Annotated in this window: 21 protein-coding genes and 1 pseudogene; 13 read left to right on the plus strand and 9 right to left on the minus strand. The window is 62.7% G+C overall.

Translation table 11 applies throughout. The features are described 5' to 3' along the window. Positions 1-260 precede the first annotated feature (260 nt). Together J2S96_RS11105 and J2S96_RS11110 are read left to right on the plus strand one after the other, a co-directional pair. On the plus strand, positions 261-407 hold the full coding sequence (locus J2S96_RS11105; RefSeq protein WP_306863031.1) for a hypothetical protein: 147 nt from the start codon (positions 261-263) through the stop codon (positions 405-407). Between the two features lie 77 nt (positions 408-484). Continuing rightward, a complete protein-coding gene (locus J2S96_RS11110; protein ID WP_306863034.1) occupies positions 485-664 on the plus strand; it encodes a hypothetical protein in 180 nt (59 codons plus the stop codon). Positions 665-1,139: 475 nt separating this feature from the next. Here J2S96_RS11110 and J2S96_RS11115 read toward each other — a convergent pair whose 3' ends face one another. After that, positions 1,140-1,355, minus strand: a complete 216-nt coding sequence (locus J2S96_RS11115) for a helix-turn-helix domain-containing protein (RefSeq protein ID WP_306863035.1) — start codon at positions 1,353-1,355, stop codon at positions 1,140-1,142. A 378-nt stretch (positions 1,356-1,733) separates the two neighbouring features. Further along, positions 1,734-2,447 (minus strand): TetR/AcrR family transcriptional regulator C-terminal domain-containing protein, encoded by a 714-nt coding sequence (locus tag J2S96_RS11120; RefSeq protein ID WP_306863037.1) that lies wholly within the window; start codon positions 2,445-2,447, stop codon positions 1,734-1,736. Positions 2,448-2,757: 310 nt separating this feature from the next. On the opposite strand from J2S96_RS11120, the gene J2S96_RS11125 reads away from it, so the two are divergent. The 3 genes from J2S96_RS11125 to J2S96_RS11135 all read left to right on the plus strand — a co-directional run bounded on the left by J2S96_RS11125 (position 2,758) and on the right by J2S96_RS11135 (position 3,687). Then, complete coding sequence (locus tag J2S96_RS11125; RefSeq protein ID WP_306863039.1) at positions 2,758-3,021, plus strand: hypothetical protein; 264 nt, start codon at positions 2,758-2,760, stop codon at positions 3,019-3,021. A 4-nt stretch (positions 3,022-3,025) separates the two neighbouring features. After that, entirely contained in the window at positions 3,026-3,451 is a 426-nt protein-coding gene (locus tag J2S96_RS11130) for a hypothetical protein (RefSeq protein ID WP_306863042.1), read from the plus strand. A gap of 89 nt (positions 3,452-3,540) precedes the next feature. Then, positions 3,541-3,687, plus strand: a complete 147-nt coding sequence (locus J2S96_RS11135) for a lmo0937 family membrane protein (RefSeq protein ID WP_306863044.1) — start codon at positions 3,541-3,543, stop codon at positions 3,685-3,687. A 99-nt stretch (positions 3,688-3,786) separates the two neighbouring features. Here J2S96_RS11135 and J2S96_RS11140 read toward each other — a convergent pair whose 3' ends face one another. After that, positions 3,787-4,659: an SGNH/GDSL hydrolase family protein gene (locus J2S96_RS11140; RefSeq protein WP_306863046.1), complete on the minus strand. Its 873-nt coding sequence runs from the start codon at positions 4,657-4,659 to the stop codon at positions 3,787-3,789. A gap of 84 nt (positions 4,660-4,743) precedes the next feature. Here J2S96_RS11140 and J2S96_RS11145 point away from each other — a divergent pair, with 84 nt between their 5' ends. Beyond that, positions 4,744-5,661, plus strand: a complete 918-nt coding sequence (locus J2S96_RS11145) for an alpha/beta hydrolase (RefSeq protein ID WP_306863048.1) — start codon at positions 4,744-4,746, stop codon at positions 5,659-5,661. 111 nt (positions 5,662-5,772) lie between these two features. Here J2S96_RS11145 and J2S96_RS11150 read toward each other — a convergent pair whose 3' ends face one another. Both J2S96_RS11150 and J2S96_RS11155 read right to left on the minus strand, forming a co-directional pair. Further along, on the minus strand, positions 5,773-6,357 hold the full coding sequence (locus J2S96_RS11150) for a hypothetical protein (protein ID WP_306863050.1): 585 nt from the start codon (positions 6,355-6,357) through the stop codon (positions 5,773-5,775). A 47-nt stretch (positions 6,358-6,404) separates the two neighbouring features. Further along, a complete protein-coding gene (locus tag J2S96_RS11155) occupies positions 6,405-6,626 on the minus strand; it encodes a hypothetical protein (RefSeq protein ID WP_306863052.1) in 222 nt (73 codons plus the stop codon). 262 nt (positions 6,627-6,888) lie between these two features. Between J2S96_RS11155 and J2S96_RS11160 the strand changes: the two genes are divergently transcribed. Beyond that, a complete protein-coding gene (locus J2S96_RS11160) occupies positions 6,889-8,079 on the plus strand; it encodes an acyl-CoA dehydrogenase family protein (RefSeq protein ID WP_306863055.1) in 1,191 nt (396 codons plus the stop codon). A 102-nt stretch (positions 8,080-8,181) separates the two neighbouring features. Here the strand turns inward: J2S96_RS11160 and J2S96_RS11165 are convergent. Beyond that, positions 8,182-8,586, minus strand: a pseudogene (locus J2S96_RS11165) (M23 family metallopeptidase); the annotation flags it as partial. Positions 8,587-9,035: 449 nt separating this feature from the next. Between J2S96_RS11165 and rpsB the strand changes: the two are divergent. The 6 genes from rpsB (at position 9,036) to J2S96_RS11195 (ending at position 13,929) form a co-directional block, all read left to right on the plus strand. Next, the gene (gene rpsB, locus J2S96_RS11170; protein ID WP_306863058.1) at positions 9,036-9,899 is read left to right on the plus strand and encodes a 30S ribosomal protein S2; all 864 of its coding nucleotides are present in this window, start codon (positions 9,036-9,038) and stop codon (positions 9,897-9,899) included. A gap of 120 nt (positions 9,900-10,019) precedes the next feature. Continuing rightward, on the plus strand, positions 10,020-10,856 hold the full coding sequence (gene tsf / locus J2S96_RS11175) for a translation elongation factor Ts (RefSeq protein WP_306863061.1): 837 nt from the start codon (positions 10,020-10,022) through the stop codon (positions 10,854-10,856). Positions 10,857-11,002: 146 nt separating this feature from the next. Then, a complete protein-coding gene (pyrH, locus tag J2S96_RS11180; RefSeq protein ID WP_306863064.1) occupies positions 11,003-11,740 on the plus strand; it encodes a UMP kinase in 738 nt (245 codons plus the stop codon). A gap of 102 nt (positions 11,741-11,842) precedes the next feature. After that, on the plus strand, positions 11,843-12,400 hold the full coding sequence (gene frr, locus J2S96_RS11185) for a ribosome recycling factor (protein ID WP_306863065.1): 558 nt from the start codon (positions 11,843-11,845) through the stop codon (positions 12,398-12,400). Then, entirely contained in the window at positions 12,400-13,323 is a 924-nt protein-coding gene (locus tag J2S96_RS11190; protein WP_306863068.1) for a phosphatidate cytidylyltransferase, read from the plus strand. Before frr ends, J2S96_RS11190 begins: the two co-directional genes overlap by 1 nt. 21 nt (positions 13,324-13,344) lie before the next feature. Then, on the plus strand, positions 13,345-13,929 hold the full coding sequence (locus J2S96_RS11195) for a DivIVA domain-containing protein (RefSeq protein WP_306863071.1): 585 nt from the start codon (positions 13,345-13,347) through the stop codon (positions 13,927-13,929). A 124-nt stretch (positions 13,930-14,053) separates the two neighbouring features. On the opposite strand, the gene J2S96_RS11200 is transcribed toward J2S96_RS11195, so the two are convergent. The 3 genes from J2S96_RS11200 to J2S96_RS11210 form a co-directional block, all read right to left on the minus strand. Next, positions 14,054-14,614, minus strand: coding sequence for a hypothetical protein (locus J2S96_RS11200; protein ID WP_306863073.1), 561 nt, complete (start codon positions 14,612-14,614; stop codon positions 14,054-14,056). Positions 14,615-14,643: 29 nt separating this feature from the next. Beyond that, positions 14,644-15,057 carry a DUF4383 domain-containing protein gene (locus tag J2S96_RS11205; protein WP_306863075.1) on the minus strand — a complete coding sequence of 138 codons (414 nt, stop codon included), beginning with the start codon at positions 15,055-15,057 and terminating at the stop codon, positions 14,644-14,646. 138 nt (positions 15,058-15,195) lie between these two features. Beyond that, positions 15,196-15,681, minus strand: a complete 486-nt coding sequence (locus tag J2S96_RS11210) for an Lrp/AsnC family transcriptional regulator (protein WP_306863077.1) — start codon at positions 15,679-15,681, stop codon at positions 15,196-15,198. Between the last annotated feature and the right edge of the window lie 81 nt (positions 15,682-15,762).

Genomic DNA, 15,762 nt, shown 5'->3' on the forward strand with positions numbered 1-15,762 from the left:
TGTTAGCCATCGTCGATGCCGAAAGTCGCGTACCAGTCCAGCCCATTCCAAGCGGCACGCGTTGTCTTGGGCCGGACTGCGCCAGGCATACCGCGGGGGCTTGAGCAGCTTGCAGTCGAGAAACACACGTCCAAGTCTGCTCTCTTGCTTCAGTGGGCTGAGCTGGTTCTGCAGCGTCATGCGCGTCGGCGTGAACTCAGCGAGGGTCTGGATTTTGTGATGAGCCATGATGCGGAGCTGGTCACTCGTCGTGAGGACGCGTGACCGCGTACCTGGACATCGAGGACGCGCTCCAGGTAGTTGCCCGTTACGGATTCCATGTCCGGGATGTCGGCATGCTCGCCGCGGCCCTGATCAGGCCGGCTACGACGGTCAAGGGCGCGGACGCCTACCGGACTTGCCGATGAAGGCCGCTTCGCTGCGGGAGTCTGTGGCCCGGTTTCGTCCGCTGAGTGATGGCAACTAGCGCACGGGGTGGACTCTCATGGTGCTCTTGCTGTGGTGCAACGAGTACCGGCACGACTTCACCACCGACGAGGGATTCAATCTGGTGGTTGGGATCGCCGCCTGCAACATCGATTTGAAGGAAGCTGCACCGCTGATTTTCCGCCCGGTGGTTCCGCGGTTGCTGCGTCTGGAGTCAGTCTTGCCCGCATCTCGATAACGGCCGTCGTGTCCGTCCGTGACGCTCCGTCAGGGGTGGGCCGTAGGCCCATCACGTAAGTGACGCGAACGCGCCCTTGACTGAGCGTCGGGGCCGGCAAACATTTTGGGCCGGGATGCGGTGTCCTCCTTGTTTCCGAGCGGCGAGGAGCAACCAGGGGTTGAAGGCGCTTAGGCTGATCCGGAGATGTCTGCCGGTTCGGTTTGTGCAGGGGAGAGGACGGGCTGTGTACAAGCCTGCAGACGTAGGCGGAGAATACATGGGAGGCCGCGAAGGGAGTCCAGCCGCGGCCGGACCGACCTTCAGTGGGCGAACCCCTTGTCGACAAAGTCAACACTTTGCCTCTTCGAAGCGGTTTTTAGTCGGCAGTTCCGTGGCAGGATCCTTGATTTTCCGGGGTTTTTGGCTCCCGTGGAAGCCATTTGGGCCCCAAAAATCCGTTTCAATTCCCCGACATCCGGGCAAGCGGTGTCCTCTATGTTTCTAGGCGCGAGGACAACCACGCGTTGAAGTCGCTCCGGCTGATCCGGAGATGCCGGCCGATTCGGTAAGCGCGGGGGCCGATGTGCTTGACCCGCCATTGGTAGAACGTCTGCTCCGGAATCTGCAACCGGGTGCAAATCTCTTTCGGGGTCAGCCACTGTTCCTCGGTAGCCCCCGTTGTGCTGTTGGCTTCTGGCCTTGTTGTCATGAGTGTCTCCATCGACTCTGTGGTTGATCGCGCGGCCCGGGAAGGGGAACCGGCTTTATTTCCATTCATGGGAACGGAGCAACCAACCGGCATGACGGTAGGCCCGAGCTTGAACCTCATAACGCATGTCGTCCACCGCTTAACCACCGGAAACAACGGCGCGTGACGGCAAATAATGACATGTCAGTCACCCGATTTGGGCCATTCTGCCGCAGAATCTAGGCATTTTTGGCATCCACCGGAAACTGACGAAAAGCGCGAAATCTCTTTCCTAAGGTCCTCGGTTCAAGTCCGAGTAGCCCTACCCGAAAAGTGCCCCTGAACTGCGGAATCGTAGTGATGGGGCACCCTCGTTTTTGCTCCCCGCCCGTGTCCTGGTCAGTGTTTTGGAGCGGCTTCTTCGTGCACGAGGGGGACTGCGAGTCCGTTGAGCAGGATGGTGATGCCCTGATCCAGCTCGGCCGCGCCGTCATAGTCCGCGAGGACCGGGCCGAGGGCGCGGAGGCGGGGAAATTCCTTCGCGGGAAGGCGGTGCAGGCCAAGGCGGAGGAGCGCTTCGTTTTCTTCCGGATCCACGACGAACTCTTGCAGTTCATTAAGGATGTGGCCGTACAGGAACCCGTAGTAGGCCCGGTAGACGTGCAGCGCATCCGACGGCGAGAAACCGGCGTCGATCAGCAACGCCAGGATCTGCTCAAGCGGGCGCAGGGTGCCGAGCGGGCGTAATCCCAAGGGCGTGGACAGCGGGCGGGTCACAAGCAATGGCACGACGTTCGGGTGCCGCAGCGCCAACAGCCGGAGTCCATGGGCCATCTGCCGGAGCTGTGCCTGCCAATCGGGGAGTCCCGGGGAAATGGAAAGCTCTTTCAAAACCAGTTCCGTCACTCCGTCCAAGAGCGCGGCACGATTGGCGGCGTACCGGTAGAGACTCATCGGATCCCGGCCCAATTCCTGCCCCAAGCGCCGCATGGTGAGCGCGTCGAGTCCTTCTGCGTCCACCAGGGCGAGCGCAGTGGTCAATACAAGGTCGCGGCTCAGCCGTGGCTTCTCCCCGGCTGGGGAAGAATTGATCGGATTTTTTGGGGGCGGCACGGTTTCCATCCTGATCTGATCGCGTCATCGCTGGTTTGGTTCTTGGGAAAACCTTGCGTACTTTGTAGTCTACGCGTAAAGTCTACATCGTAGACAAGCTTCTACACAGGTTTGACGAAGTGGATTTCCGCGCACGGCCGCGGGCCGTGCGTTCCGTTTCAGAAGACCGTGACTGCGCACAACGCATGGACCGCCCGAGCCGCAGAGTTCCACAGAACCGGGCGAACGCTCCGGTGCCGTGTGCACGCATCTGGGCTCCGCTGCTATAGCCACATGGCAGCACACGACGCACCTGCAAAAAGGTCCCCCCATGGCTAATACGGCTAGTATCCAATTCGACCAATTCCTTGAAGAAGCCACCATCACCACCCACGACCGATCCACTCTCGGACGGGATTGCTTTTACGGCCTGTACACGAGCTGGTGTTTGCTGAACCGGTCCGTGCCGCTGCCCGAGAACGTATTTTGGGCGGCGGTGAGGACCAAGGGCATCCATCCCGATGGCAGCGGGCTGGCCATGACGGGCCCGGCCGCCGCCGACTATATCCTGGCAAGCTACCCGGGCATGGGCTGATCCGTTGAGCACCATCTCGAGCACCTACTTCCCCCGGGATGCGCAGCAGCCCCGGGGGAAGCAGCCTTGGTGCGCGACTTGCGACACTGATCTGCACCTCGTCGTGGACTCCATCGCCATCATGGACCGCATTAGCGACACGCTCGCCGTGGCCTTCAGCTGTGCCGGATGCGGGGGCTCGCGTGTCCTGTCCACTACTGCTGGCTTCGTCGCCGCAGTCCTTGCCCGGTCGAGCAACAATAATGACGTCCTCCATCTGGGAGCCGAGTACATCCATTGCGGGGAACCCATGACCCTGAGCGACCCGGACCTGAGAAACTCACTAATACCGCTCTCGACCCAGCCGCGGCCAGCGGACTTCCTTGGCGCCTACCTCCGCAGCCGGGTACTGAGGTGCAGGTGCGGCTTCCAGATGGAAAAACCACACTGAATCACACGCTTACCTCCGTTAGTAAGTATACTTACGAACGAATGCCCAGGCCGCCGGCCAGGGCACGCAAACAAATAAGGGAGACTCACATGTTGCTTTGGATAGCCATCATCATTGCCGTTCTCTGGCTTCTCGGCTTGCTCGGCGGTATCGGCGGCGGTCTCATCCACCTGCTTCTGGTGGTTGCCGTCATCGTTCTGATCTTCCACTTCATCCGTGGCAGGTCACGAGTGTAGGGATCCAAACGCAACAGGCCAGAACGCCGGCATGATCGGCGGTTTGTCCTGCTGAGGGGCCGGGTGCTGGAAACAGCATCCGGCCTTTTCCGTGTCCGCCTAGTTTGGTGGATCGTTTCCCAGGAGCGTCCCTGGCGGCATCCACGCGCCAAACACGGGGCCCGGATCCGGCCGCTTCGCGTGCCGTCCGTCGTCGGAGATTCCTTGTTTGAGACGGTGCAGGACCCACGGGAACAAATGCTCGCGTGCCCAGATGATGTCGTCGGCCCTTGCCTCGCGCCAACTGCGTCCGGGCAAATCTTTCGGTGCCATCGGTTCCAAGGTGTGGGGGACATTCAGGGTATCGAGCACCATGATGGCGATGGTGTGCTGACCCAGGGGGGAGAAGTGCAGACGGTCCGGATCCCACATGCGTGGGTGGGTGAGTTGACGCAACGCCCAGAGGTCGGCAATTACCGCATCGTGGCGGGCGGCGATGGTGCGCAGGTTCTCGTTGAAGATCGCCACCTTGGCGCGGGTCCGTCCCAGCACGGGCGTAGCGCCCCAGTCCGGGCCGGCGAACAATACGATCGTTGCGCCGGTGGAGGCCAGGAGCTGAACGCCGGCGTCCATCCGGACGGCAAGTTTGTCGGGATCGCTCCTGCGGAAGATCAGGTCATTTCCGCCGGCATTGAGGGTGATCAGATCCGGCTGCAGGGCCAGGGCTGGACCTACCTGCTCGTCCAGGATCTGATGGAGCAACCGTCCACGGACCGCCAGATTCGCATAAGCAAAATCCTGGTGACCGGCGCTCAGTTCTTCCGCGACCCGGTCCGCCCAGCCTCGCAGGCCTCCCGGGCTGCGGGGCTCCGGATCTCCTACCCCTTCGGTGAACGAATCACCCAGGGCCACATAACGGCTCCACGGGTGCAGGCCGACCCCGGAACCAACGGAGCCACCCTGCGCCGGACTATCGGCGCCGGGAGCGTTCATCCCTCCATACTGCTCCTCCCGTACCGAACGCGCCACGGCGGGCGGCCTTGTCCGCTCGCCCGATGCGCAGCCTAGAGTTGTCCTGTGAGTTCCGAATTGCCGTCGCTGATCGATCCGGGACTGTGGTCGCTCGTCGATGAATCCCGCGCTTTCTACTCCGGCCGGGCGTCCGGCCGCGGGCCCCGCAATCGGGAGGAGCTGCTCGCATTCCGAGCGCGAGCGGCAGAACCCGCACCGTGTCATCCACACCCAATCGCCGAGCTGGCAAGCGCGCTTGGCCGGACCGTTCCGGTGCGGATCCACATGCCGGTCAGAACTCGGGCGGCGGGCGTGTTGCTGGAAATCCACGGCGGCGGCTTCTACATGGGCTCGGCCGCGGGGAGCGACGTTCGCAACAGGCGGCTTGCGGACGCGCTGGGCGTTGCGGTGGTCAGCGTGGATTACCGGCTCGCACCCGAAGACCCATGGCCGTCCGCGCCCGAGGACTGCGAGACGGCCGCACTGTGGCTGGTCGAGCAAGCCGGAGCCCGCTTTGGCACGGGGAAACTAGCCATCAGCGGCTTCTCTGCCGGTGCGACGCTGGCGGTATCCACGCTTGTGCGGCTGCGGGATCGCGGGATCCCGGCCTTCAGAGGCGGCGTGCTGCAGTTCGGCACTTATGACCTTGCCGCGAAGACGCAGGCCGGACGCCTGATCGCCGACGAGTATTTTCTTGAGGCCTACGCTGGGGCCACGCCGGACCGTACCCATCCCGACCTCTCGCCTCTCTTCGCCGACCTCGCGGGCCTACCGCCGATCCTGATCGTGATCGGCACCGATGACATCCTCCTGGAAGACAATCTCGCCATGGCCACCCGGTTGTCGGACGCCGGCGTCGAGGTTGATCTGCGTATTTATCCCGCCTCCCCCCACGGGTTTACCGGACACGCGACGCCGATGGCGAGGGCCGCGCTCGGGCACATCGACGCATGGCTTCGGACGCAGTTGGGCCCGGCAGGCTGAATTTCGGCCAGGAACAGAAGGAGCCCCTGACGCGCGGAAGCGCGCGGTCAGGGGCTCTTTCAGCGGTGGCCGCTACTCAAAGCGCTTGCCGTCGTGTGAGTTGGCCGCGCTTCAGTTCTCTCCGGCGCCGCCGGTGAACATCAAGCCCTTGGGGTGGATGGAGGCAAGTTCCTTGACCGGGGTGAGGCTGCCCGTGCCCAGGTCCAGGTTTGCCAGGTAGGCGGGCCCCGCGTCGGGTACCACGGTGGAGAAGGCTTCGCCGGCTTTGAACGGGCCGCTGATGGAGAACACCTTGTTGTCCGTCGGGTCCGTGACCAGGAGAGCCTGGTTGGAGTGGGCCGCGAACACGGTGTCATCCAGGGGTTGGCCGACTGACAGCACCTGGAGAGCTTGCTTGGCGGTGCCGGGGTTGGAGGCGAAGATCAACTGTTGGTCTGCCTGGGCGTCAAGCATGAAGGAGTTCTTGAACCGCGGGGCAGCGGCGGGAACCTGGGTGTTCGAGTCCGGGTCCGTGAGGCCAAGCGTGGTCGGCTTCCCGGCCTGGGGACCATTGGCTGCGGTAGCCGTAGCGCTGTCGCCGAAGAGGGGCGGCAGTTTGGCGATGGTGCCTTCCAATGCGACGGAATAGGCGGCCGGGCCCGATGTATCAACCGGTGCTGAAACGCTGACGAGGATCTTGCCGTTCACGACAGACACGGCGTCGGTGCCACCACCGTGGGTGAGGCCCGAATACGTGTATGTGGTCAGCGGCTTCGCCTGGTCCGGGCTGAGGGTCGAGAAGCTCGTGCCGACTCGGTGCCGACCGGGGCAAAGGTCGTCACGGTGAATCCGGCGCCCGCGGCGTGTTCTTCGCGTTCCTCAGCCGCGGATGCCGGCAAGCCAACGGAGGCAAGGCTGGCGGCAGCAACGGCTGCGCCCACCATTGCCATCGAGGTCCGCTTGAGCTTGTTGGGTGAAACAGGCATTGAAGATCGTCCTTTGATTGGGGAAACGATGTCCCTGCCAAACTATGGAGGCGGGCTGGGAACGAACCGTGCAAAGGGCAAACATCCGAAGACCCTGGGGTTAACGGTGGCTGTTTCGGGCTTCTGGCGATGGCCTCCGGGACGCCTTTTGCCATCCGTCGTGCACCCACCTGCTTGTGTGGAGGAGCTTGTGTGGAGGTGCTTGTGCGGAGAACTGTCATTGCGATAAGTTACTCATCAGTAACTTACGTGAAGGAGTGCCATGTCCAAGGCGGCTATAGACCTCGAGAATCTCCCGTACGCTGACGGAGACTTTTATGGCTTTGAGCAGTTGCTCACGGGCAAGGAACGGGACCGGCTCGCTGAGATCCGGGCTTTCCTGGCCCGTGAGGTCAAGCCGATTGCGGTCGACTGCTGGAACCGCGGAGAATTTCCGATGGACCTGATCCCCAAGCTGGCTGAGATCGACCTGGTCAGCCCAGTAAGGCGGCAAGGCTTTTCAAACGTGTTCGCTGGCCTTGTCCACGCAGAGGCAACCCGCGCCGATGCCTCGATTGCCACGTTCATGGGCGTTCACGACGGCTTGTTCACGGGTTCCATCGAAGCGCTGGCATCTCAAGAACAGCGGGACGCCTGGCTGCCGGACATTTACTCGCTCAAGAAAATCGGCGCCTTTGGACTGACCGAGCCATTGGGCGGCTCGGACGTCGCAGGCGGCACCCGGACCACTGCGCGCCGGGAAGGTGGAAACTGGATCCTGAACGGGGCCAAGCGCTGGATCGGAAACGCCACCTTCTCCGACTGGGTTGTGGTCTTCGCCCGCGACCTCGATGACAATCAGGTCAAGGGCTTTCTTGTGGACACGAGCCTCCCCGGATTCAAGGCCAGCAAGATCGAGAACAAGATTTCCCTGCGGACCGTCCAGAATGCCGACATCACCCTTGAAAACGTGGTGGTCCCGGACTTCTTCAAACTGGCCAATGCCAACAGCTTCAGGGACACCAACAAGGTCCTCAAAGTCACGCGGCTGTCAGTCGCATGGCAGGCTGTGGGTCAGCAGCTTGCGGCGTTCGACGTTGCCCGCCGCTACGCGGTTGAACGGATGCAGTTCGGCAGGCCCGTGGCATCGTTCCAATTGGTGCAGCAACAGCTCGTGCAGATCCTGGGCAACACGGTCAGTTCCATGGGCATGATGGTTCGTCTCGCGCAGCTTGAAGACGCCGGCGCGGCCAAGGATGAACAATCCGCGCTGGCGAAGGCCTTCACGACAGCCCGCATGCGCGAAAGCGTTGCCTTGGGTCGTGGCATCCTGGGCGGCAACGGCATTGTCACTGACTACGAGATGGCCAAGATCTTCGCTGACGCCGAGGCGATCTATTCCTACGAAGGCACCCATGAAATCAACACCCTTGTCACGGGGCGGGCCATCACGGGGATTTCCGCCATCGTCTAGCGGCAGCAACACGGATGGCCTGAGATCCGTGACGAAGGCAAGCGGATTGACGTAGTCCGCACCCTGCCGCATTCCCCAGTGCAGGCATGGTGATTCCGCGCAGTGGCCGGTGCTGACTACGCCGATGGATTGGCCCTTGTTCACTGTGGCCCCCTCTGCGAGGTCGCTGTCCACGGGCTCAAAGCTGCTCCGTAGTCCGTCCCCGTGGTCGATGGTGATCACCGGCCGGCCCACCACGACGCCCGCGAAGCCCACGGTGCCGCCGGCGGGGGCGGCGACCGGGACGCCGTCGTCGGCTGCTTGTAGATCCACGCCGCGGTGCCCGCTCAACCACGGCCTTTCCGGTGGGTCGAAACCACGCAGAACCGCTGGCTTGGGGGAGAGGGGCCACGTCCAGCCCGGGTGGGTGACGGGCGGGGCGCCCGTGTCCGACGTCGATGCGACGGCAGGGGGAGCAATAGGGGCGACGAGCAAAAGAATGCAAGCCAGAAGATGTGCGGTTCCCATGGAACAAGCCTTGGCTGGCGCTGCAGGTCCCGAAAGTTCCCAGTTCGGCTATGTGGAAAGCTCGGCTATGTGGAAAAGCCGCGCGAAATTTGCTGCGCGATGGACGCCGGACCCCGGGTGTTTGCGGTCATGAGGCTCAAGGCGCTGTAGTACACTTGGTGGAGCAGTTTGCTGTGCCCTCAGGCTAATTCAGGAGCGCTTCTCATTCAGTTGCGCGGGGGTCCCAGGCTGACTACGCGTATCCAACCCTCCAATGCGAATCCTCATGGATTCAGTGCTGCGAAGGATTGTGCCTCTTGCGGTCCGGCGAGTCATTGGCCGGATGAGAGGTGCAATGGATGCCAGGAGCCAAGGCCCGTTCGGGTCCGGCTAACTAACCGTCAACTATTGGCAGGGTAAGAGCGCCCGTGTGGCTCTCTCATGAATGACCTGCCGGAAGGAGCGTCGGCATGCCCGTCGTAACCATGCGCCAGCTGCTTGACAGCGGCGTCCACTTTGGACACCAGACCCGTCGTTGGAACCCGAAGATGAAGCGATTCATCTTCACGGAGCGCAACGGCATCTACATCATTGACCTTCAGCAGTCGCTGTCCTACATCGACCGCGCCTTCGAGTTCGTCAAGGCTACTGTCGCCCACGGCGGCACCGTCCTGTTCGTCGGCACCAAGAAGCAGGCCCAGGAAGCAATTGCTGAGCAGGCTACCCGTGTTGGCCAGCCGTACGTCAACCAGCGTTGGTTGGGCGGTATGCTCACCAACTTCCAGACCGTTGCCAAGCGTATCCAGCGCATGAAGGAACTCGAAGAGATCAACTTCGAGGACGTCGCAGGCTCGGGTTACACCAAGAAGGAGCTCCTGCTCCTCAACCGTGAACTCACCAAGCTGGAAACCAACCTCGGTGGTATCCGCAACCTGACCAAGGCTCCTTCCGTTCTGTGGGTTGTCGACACGAAGAAGGAACACCTGGCTGTTGACGAGGCCAAGAAGCTGAACATCCCGGTTGTTGCCATCCTGGACACCAACTGCGACCCCGATGAAGTTGACTTCCCGATCCCGGGTAACGACGACGCCATCCGCTCCGTAAACCTGCTGACCCGCGTGGTCGCCGACGCCGTTGCTGAGGGCCTCATCGCCCGTAACCAGCGCGCAACCGGTGCCGCAGAGGCTCCGGAAGAGCCGCTGGCTGAGTGGGAGCGCGAGCTTCTCGAAGGCAGCAAGGCCGAAGCTGCTGAAGCTCCGGCTGCGGAAGCTGCCGAAGCCCCGGCCGCCGAGGCTACCGAAGCTGCTGCCGGCGAAGCCGAAGCAGACAAGTAAATCCGGACCTTTCCCGGACCAATTTCGGTGCGGGGAGTTACTGACAGGATGGCGGCCCACGCAGTGGGCTGCCGTCCTGTCAGTCCGTAAACACAAAAATTTCTAGACAGAGGGGTTCACATGGCGAACTACACTGCTGCTGACATCAAGGCCCTGCGCGAGCGCACCGGCGCCGGCATGATGGACGTCAAGAAGGCTCTCGACGAGGCCAACGGCGACGCCGAGAAGGCCATCGAGATCATCCGCATCAAGGGCCTCAAGGGCGCTACCAAGCGTGAAGGCCGCTCAACGGCCGAAGGCCTGGTTGCAGCCAAGGTCACCGACGGCGTTGGCGTAATGATCGAGGTCAACTGCGAGACCGACTTCGTCGCCAAGGCTGACAAGTTCATCCAGCTGGCCGACAAGGTCCTGGCCGTAGCCGTCGAGTCCGGCGCTGCCGACCTCGAGACCCTGCTGGCCATCGACGTCGACGGCAAGCCCCTTTCCGAGGTCGTCGTCGAAGAAGGCGCAGTTCTCGGCGAAAAGGTTGTTGTCCGCCGCATCGCCCGCATTGAAGGCGGCACGGTTGACGCTTACCTGCACAAGACCTCCAAGGACCTCCCCGCCCAGGTCGGCGTCCTGTTCGCCGTTGAGGGCGAGGGCGACGCCGCTGCAACCGCAGCACACGACGTTGCCGTCCACGTTGCAGCAATGGCCCCGAACTACCTGAGCCGCGAAGACGTCCCGGCCGAACTGGTCGAGTCCGAGCGCCGCATTGCCGAAGAGACCGCCAAGGCCGAAGGCAAGCCGGAAGCCGCTCTCGCCAAGATCGTCGAAGGCCGCGTGACGGGCTTCTACAAGGGCGAAGTTCTCTTGGACCAGGCATTCGCCAAGGACTCCAAGAAGACTGTTGGGCAGGTTCTCGAAGAGGCCGGCGTCAAGGCAACCGCAGTTGCACGTTTCCGCGTCGGAAACTAGTCAGACATAAAAAAGGGGTGGTCACTTCGGTGGCCGCCCCTTTTTCATGCAACGGAAGGCCCGTACCGGTTGCCTCCACCGCCGGCAGCTTTCTGCCCGGCCCCCAGCAAGATAATCTAGCCAGAGTCCACAAACGGGAAGGCACCATGGAAACCGAGAACACTGCAATCCATCCGGAGAAGACCCGTCGTCGTGTGCTGCTGAAGCTCTCCGGCGAGGTCATCGGCGGCGGAAAGCTTGGTGTGGACCCGGAAACCGTCCGCGCCATCGCCAAGCAAATCGCCGCCGCTGTTTCCGAGGTCGAGGTGGCAATCGTCGTCGGCGGCGGTAACTTCTTCCGCGGCGCCGAACTGTCCCAGAGCGGCATGGACCGCTCCCGCGCCGACTACATGGGAATGCTCGGCACCGTCATGAACTGCCTCGCATTGCAGGATTTCCTGGAACAGGCGGGAGTCGAGACCCGCGTTCAGAGCGCCATCACCATGGGCCAGGTGGCCGAGGCCTATATTCCGCGCCGTGCCATCCGCCACATGGAAAAGGGCCGCGTAGTCATCTTCGGTGCAGGCGCAGGTCTTCCGTACTTCTCCACCGACACCGTGGCCGCCCAGCGCGCACTCGAAGTGCATGCCGACGTGGTGCTCATGGCCAAGAGCGGTGTGGACGGCGTGTACACCGCGGACCCCAAGAAGGACCCCACGGCCGAGAAGCTCGAAATACTCAGCTACGACGATGCCCTGCGCCGTGACATCCGCGTCATGGACCAGACCGCCATGACCATGTGCAAGGACAACGATTTGTCCATGGTTGTCTTCGGCATGGAAGGCGAAGGGAACGTCACCCGGGCCATCCTCGGCGAAAAGCTGGGCACCCTGGTCACCCCGTAGCAAGGGCTAGGATATTTCTAGGAGTCTTCCGCCCCCAGGGGCGGAAATTTATTGTGCATTGCGGCCCGCGGACCGGGGCGCGACTATTTCTGAGGAGAAACCGTGATCGAAGAAACCTTGCTCGAAGCCGGGGAAAAGATGGACAAGGCGGTCGAGGTAGCCAAAGAGGATTTCGCGACCATCCGTACGGGCCGTGCGAACCCCGGGTTGTACAACAAGGTGATCGTGGAATACTACGGCACCCCCACCCCGCTCCAGCAACTGGCCTCTTTCGCTATTCCGGATGCCCGGACCATCCTCATCACGCCCTATGACAAGACCGCCATGCGCGACATCGAAAGGGCCCTGAGCGACTCCGAGGTCGGGGCAAACCCGTCCAACGACGGTAACGTCATCCGGATCACCATTCCCGAGCTGACCCAGGAACGCCGCAAGGAATACGTCAAGATCGTCAAGGGCAAGGGTGAAGACGCAAAGGTCACCATCCGAAGCATCCGGCGCAAGGCCAAGGATTCCCTGGACAAGCTCGTCAAGGACGGCGAAGCCGGAGAAGACGAGGGTGCCCGTGGCGAGAGGGAGCTCGACGCCATCACCAAGGCACACGTCGATGGTATCGACGAGCTCCTCAAGCGCAAGGAAGCCGAGCTGCTCGAGGTCTGATGAGCGAGGCTGAGCCGGCGCCCGCGCAGGGTATTCCCTCACGCGCCAGGCGCCAACCAGGCAACCCGATGCCCAAGGCGGGCCGGAATCTTCCGGCCGCCATCGGCGTCGGGCTCGCCATGCTCTTCGCGGTTCTCGGCGGGCTGCTGTTCCTGCCGCTGGGGTTCGTTCTCCTGACGACGGCGTTCGCTGTCCTCGGTGTATGGGAAATTTTCCGTGCGCTCGAAGGCCAAGGCACCCGGATGCCGATCATCCCCGTGTTGACGGGTACGGTGGCGATGCCGCTGGCGGCCTACTTCGGCGGCACCGAAAGCCTGCTCTTCGCGATGGTGCTGAGCAGCACGGCCGTCCTGCTCTGGCGTTCCCTCGAAAGCGCTGCGGGAGCTCCGCGAAGCGTATTCGCCGGGATCTTCACGCTTGCCTGGGTGCCTTTCCTGATCAGCTTTGCCATCTTGCCCCTCCATGCAGGCGGGGGAGCGACGACGGCGGGTCCCTGGCCCTCCGGTCAGGTTCCGGCGGGTGCCTGGCAGATCGCCGTGATGTTGTTGCTGGTGGTGTCCAACGATACGTTCGGGTACCTCGTGGGCTCGCTGTTCGGCAAGCATCCGATGGCTCCCAAGATCAGCCCCAAAAAGACCTGGGAAGGATTCGCCGGCTCGGTGGCAGGTGCCATGGTGGTCGGGATCCTTGCCAGCATCTTCGTCCTGGACAGGCCGTGGTGGGTCGGCGCGGTGCTTGCCGTGGGCATGGTTGCCGCGGCTACTGCCGGCGACCTCGCGGAATCCATGGTCAAACGCGAACTTGGCGTCAAGGACATGAGCAGCATCCTGCCGGGGCACGGCGGGGTCATGGACCGCCTTGATTCGATCGTCTTCGCGGCTCCGGCAGCATTTATTCTTTACGCGCTGTTGAGCGGCGCCTGACAACCACCCAGAAGGAAAGCAGTGGCAGTGGACATTCGTCGCCAGATACCCGCAGCGTTTGAGCGCGTGGCGCACAGCAAATACGGCTACAACGCAAAGCAAGTGGACCAGTTTTTCCAGCGCGCCCGGAAGTCGTTCGAAAACAGGGCCGAGCCCGCCGAAAAAATCGGCAGCAGCGATGTACGTGCGGTTTCATTTGATCCTGTCAAAGGCGGCTACGACGCCACCACGGTGGACGCCGCATTGGACCGCCTCGAAGACGCCTTCGCCCGCCGTGAACGTGACGAGCTGATAGCGGCTGAAGGCGAGGACGCCTGGTTGCTGAAGATCGGCAAACTCTCCGGAGTGTTGCGCGGCCGTTTGCACAGGCCTGATGGCCAACGTTTCCGCCGGCCGGACAAGAAGCGTGCGCGCAGCTACAACATCGCAGAGGTCGATGCCTTGTGCGTCTCCTTGATCGGTTACCTGGAAAACGACAAACCGCTGAGTGTCGACAACGTGCGCAGGGCCGCTTTCTCCGAGGCCCGGGGACGCGACGGCTACGATGAGGCGCAGGTTGATGCCTTCCTCGACCGCGTGGTCGAACTCATGGCAGCCATCGACTGACTGGACCAGGCAGCTGGGGGATCGCTTCGGTTCCACGCTTTCCTGCTATCAAGCCCATTAAGCAGCAATCCCTCCCGCACTGAGTGTGGGAGGGATTGCTGCTTGGTGGCGGGATTCTGTTGGCTTAGTGGTTGTGGCCGCCCGGCAGGGAGTGCTCTCCATGCGGGACAGCGTGCGCTCCGGCCACCGAGGCGGCGAGCCCCGGCGTCGTGATTGCTGCGACGACGACGGCGGCGGCGAAGGTGGCCGCCAAAAGCGCGCCGGCCCTTGGGGCAGCCACCGTGGTTCCACCGTCGTCGGGGTATCGTCGGTCGAGCCAAGCGGAGGATCCCAGCGCCATGAGCACCAGGAAAAGGGCGGCCAGGTGGCCGCCGTCGAGCACCCTTTGGGTCATACCGGCCATCAGCAATCCAACGTGGACCAGCGCTGCCGCGAGGAGGCCTATGGTTGTTGGCTTACGGAACCGGAGCCGCCCCCGTTGGAGGCTGGCAACCGAGCTGGCGAGCAGCGCCAGGCCCCATGCCGCGAAGATGCCGCCCGTCCACGCAAGAGGTCCCCGGCCCGAGATGTAGCTCGAGGCGATGGAAAGCTCCACAAGGGCCGCCCCCATTCCCGCGAAACACGAGAACAGGGTGACGGAAGCACCGGTGGTGGGTCCAACGGACGTCGCTGCTTGAGCTGACACGGACGGCTCCTTCCCGGTTTTGGGGGCTTCTAGGCGTGGGCCCGGGCGGTATTGGCCTGAACCTTGTCCTGCGAGAGGCCGACGCCGAGAAGCACCACGGCGCTGGCCAAGTGCAGGACGTTGTCTGCGCCGTTAAGGGCGATGATGTTCAGGGCGGAGCCCACGAGGAACAGTCCGAGGATGCCGACCAGCAGGTAGACGGCACCGACCGTGGTGTTGACCGTCTTGGACAGCACGGTGCTGTTCATGCCTGAGTAGAGCAGCGCGGCGCCGATGGCGAGGTGGATGATGTTGTGCAAGGGGTTTACCGCAAAGATGATCAGATTGGCACCCTCGGTGGCGAAGAATCCAATTCCCGAGGTGACGAAGAATCCAACGACACCCACGAGCAGGTAGACGGCTCCAAAGATGGTGGCGATCAGGCGGTTGGGCGAAGTGCGCATGGTCCAAACCTTCCGGTATGGCCGGTGGTATATCCGGCCTGTGTTCGTAACCCCGGACGGGGTTCTCAACCAGAGATTCGGACCACCCGCGGCTACGGATGGGTCCGATGGGACGAATTTTTTGCCAGCTTGTCCGGCTTAGCCGGCGCGGAGCGCTTTCTTGGTATTCCGGTTCAGCAACGGCTGCACCCGGAAAGGAATCAATTCGCCCATCGACATGGCGGTGTCGGTTCGTTCCACGCCGTCACACGCAAGGATCTTTCCGTTGACCCGGAACAGGTCCTCGGCGTCGAGCGCCACCACCCGCAGCAAGAGGTCGGCCGATCCGGTGAGTCCGTACCCTTCCAGGATTTCCGGGATTTCGGCGAGGTCCAAGGCAAGCTGTCCGAGCTTTTGCTGCTGCACGTGCACGGAGATGAATGCCATGAGGGGATAGCCAAGTGCGGCCGGGTTGATGCGCCGTTCGAAGGAAAGGAACGCATGCTTCTTTTCCAGCTGGGCCATCCGCGCCTGGACCGTGTTCCGCGACAGTCCCAGCTTCTGCGCCAAGGCCACAACCGTGCCGCGTGGATCCTTCGCCATGGCCGAAAGCAGGCGGGTGTCGGTGCCATCCAAAGCTTGCATAATGCGCAACGTTAGCACGGTGCGCACCGCCCGGATAGGGCAGAATGCGCAGAATCTTCAACGGTGGTTGTACCCAATGAG

Source organism: Arthrobacter bambusae (assembly GCF_030812595.1).
Classification (GTDB): domain Bacteria; phylum Actinomycetota; class Actinomycetes; order Actinomycetales; family Micrococcaceae; genus Arthrobacter; species Arthrobacter bambusae_B.